The following is a 2,649-nucleotide window of genomic DNA, read 5'->3' as shown; positions in this document are numbered from 1 at the left end:
CGATCGGACCACTCAAACAACTCGAGTAAAACGCAATCTGACCCGACGGGGCCACTTTCGCAAAGGAAGCGATTTTCTTTGGGCACAGAATCGCCATCACATCAACGGCGATGCAGTCCCAATCATCGGCCAGCGCTTTCGCACTCGGTCCCGATCGCAACATCGCCTCGACGCGTTCCTCGTGTCGGGGCATCCCGGACTGGCCCATGTCTTCGATGGGATGGCAAAACGGCCAATGCCCTGCGTCATGCACCAGCGCGGCCACGATGAACGCTTCCGCCGCTCGCAGATCATGCCTGGTTGGTTCACTCGCGGTTGACTCGTTGACCTGGTTCAACACCCGCAACGACCAAGCATAAACGCCCAGAGAATGCTCCAACCGAGTGTGCATGGCACCGGGATACACCATCGAGACCAGCCCCAACTGACTGATCGACGCCAGCCGTCTCAGTGGGGCGGTATCGATCAATCGCTGAACGCGAGGGGTGACCGGAACATCCATCGCCGGTGGGATCCGCAATCGAGATGGCCCGCGATCCATCAACCGAACTTCTGGCAAAGGATTCACGCGATGCTCCTTCGCGGGAACACGGCCACAGCGTTACGGGCTGAAGAGCAAGCCAACGAAAGCTCGCTTCCGCGGCAGGACACAACGGTTGCCATTCCAAGCATCAGACGCTGATCGATTCAGCACAACCGGCAAATCCCGCCCATGCCGGGCAAGCGGACTCCGGCCGGCCAGCGGATGGGATCGAACAATTCAAAACCGGGACGACCGACTGCGACTGCCCCAGCGTGTCGTCAAATTCCTCATCATCCAATTCGGGAAGCAACTCACGACGACTACTTTGCTCGCCCGCCAACTTCACCCCGGCGATCAACGCCAGCAGAATCACCAGCACGAAATACATCCCAGCATGAGCCAGCCCGTTGACGAATTCCAATTCAAACGCGGCCACAGAGACAAACGCACCGAGAACCAGCATCACAGAGAAGACAATCCCAGCGGTCGCCCACGACATCTCGTTCGCGTGATCCAACTCCAACACGTATGCCGGCAAGAACGCATAAACCAGCCAAATCGCTGCGAATACGGCCGAACAAATCAGGACTCGATTGCGAAGCTCGACGCCCGCGTAGGGCTCCAGTTCGGTGTCGTAGACAAAGCTATATCCGGTTCGCACAATCGGAGGAGCCAACAGCAAGATGCCCAGGATCTGAGCCCAAAACGGTGCCCCGCCCATCGCAAAACGGAACCCCAGGGCCAGAAACAGCATCCCAAACGTCACACCAGCCGCGATGTAGAGATGCCGCCGCGTGAAATCAGTGTCCTTGCGAGTGATCGGCTTGAGGACACTCTGCCCCTTGGAATCCTTCGGCCCATCGTCCTCGGGGGCGTGGATCGTGACGGCTTCGGAAGCATCCGGAACCCGAATGGTCTTTTTGCACGCCGGACAGGGGCCCTGCTTCCCAGCAAACTTGTCGCTGACCTGGAACCGTTTCAGACAATTGGGACAAGTGACTTGAATCGGCATGGGGGGCGGCAAACCAGTCGAATCGGAGCGAAATGATCAGTCGGCAATGCACATTGTGATGGCCGAACTCGCGGAGGGTTTGGGTTGTAGCGAGAGCTTAACAGAAAATGAATCCGTTTACGCCAGCACTGACTCATTCCTCCGTCCACAATCCGGTGACCAAACTATTCTGCATGGCATCGGAGGGAAATTGCCCTTCGGTTCGACCAGCGTGCTATCGATGAAGTGGTTTCCCACGCCACCACTTTGAAACCCTCTCGGGGGCGAGCGAAAGTTGCAGTGGGGGAAGCCAAATTGAACCGGCAAGCTAAAATAGAACTGAACCGGATGTCTCGGAAGTCGCGCAATGCGTGCAGACCGAACAGGACGCATCCACTGTTGCAATTTTGAACACTTGACGACGATCCAGGTGTGAATGAATCCGGTTACGGGACGAATTCACTCTGGCTGAACTTTCCGGCCCACCGGCGGTGACAATGAAACAAGTGTCACCCATGTGGACGAAGTCCGCGCTGACCCAACGAAATCACACCGAGCATTGCCTTCCGTAACCTGGTCTCACCCAGCGCCGGGTCACTGCCGTTGTAGGCCAGGTTCCACCTGGCACCCCAACCGATGCTTCCGCCAGGAAGCGAGCCGTCCCCACCGAAGCCTCCCCCAGTGGCCCTGAGTCCCTGTGGCTCTGAGCCCCTGCGGCCCTTTTCACTTTTCAAACATGCCCCAAAAAATCTTCGTCGCTGGCCACCGAGGCATGGTTGGATCAGCCATCCTGCGCCGATTCGCCGAGCGAGAAGACATGCAGTTGATCACTCGGACGCGTTCCGAACTGGATCTCTGCAACCAAGCCGCGGTCAACGAATTCTTCCAAACCGAACACCCTGACACCGTCATTTTCGCAGCGGCCAAAGTCGGCGGGATCCACGCCAACGCCACTTACCCAGCCGACTTTGCCTACGACAACACCATGATGGCCGCCAACGCCATCCACGCCGCGTTCCAAACCGGTGTCTCGCGATTCCTGTTTCTAGGCAGCACTTGCATTTACCCACGGATGGCCCCGCAACCCATCCTCGAAGACGCTCTGCTGACCAGCCCCCTGGAAACGACCAATGAG

Annotated in this window: 3 protein-coding genes; 1 reads left to right on the top strand and 2 read right to left on the bottom strand. The window is 57.9% G+C overall.

Features of this window, described 5'->3' with window-relative positions; all coding sequences use genetic code 11:
• Window positions 1-568 (bottom strand): HD domain-containing protein (locus tag ACF8AM_RS08720; protein WP_392555263.1); only part of this gene is annotated, 568 nt, incomplete at its 3' end.
• Window positions 569-671: 103 nt separating this feature from the next.
• Complete coding sequence (locus ACF8AM_RS08715; RefSeq protein WP_392555262.1) at window positions 672-1,535, bottom strand: hypothetical protein; 864 nt, start codon at window positions 1,533-1,535, stop codon at window positions 672-674.
• Window positions 1,536-2,250: 715 nt separating this feature from the next.
• Between ACF8AM_RS08715 and ACF8AM_RS08710 the strand changes: the two genes are divergently transcribed.
• The coding region (locus tag ACF8AM_RS08710) for an NAD-dependent epimerase/dehydratase family protein (RefSeq protein WP_392555261.1) at window positions 2,251-2,649 on the top strand (399 nt) is incomplete at its 3' end.

Origin of the sequence: Rhodopirellula sp. JB055, assembly GCF_043100905.1 — a bacterium.
GTDB lineage: Bacteria > Planctomycetota > Planctomycetia > Pirellulales > Pirellulaceae > Rhodopirellula.
This window is presented reverse-complemented; position numbering and strand designations above follow the sequence as displayed.

Bases quoted from the DNA above. Each gene is read 5' to 3' on its own strand.
- ACF8AM_RS08715 (WP_392555262.1), bottom strand. From the start codon at position 1,535: ATGCCGATTCAAGTCACTTGTCCCAATTGTCTGAAACGGTTCCAGGTC.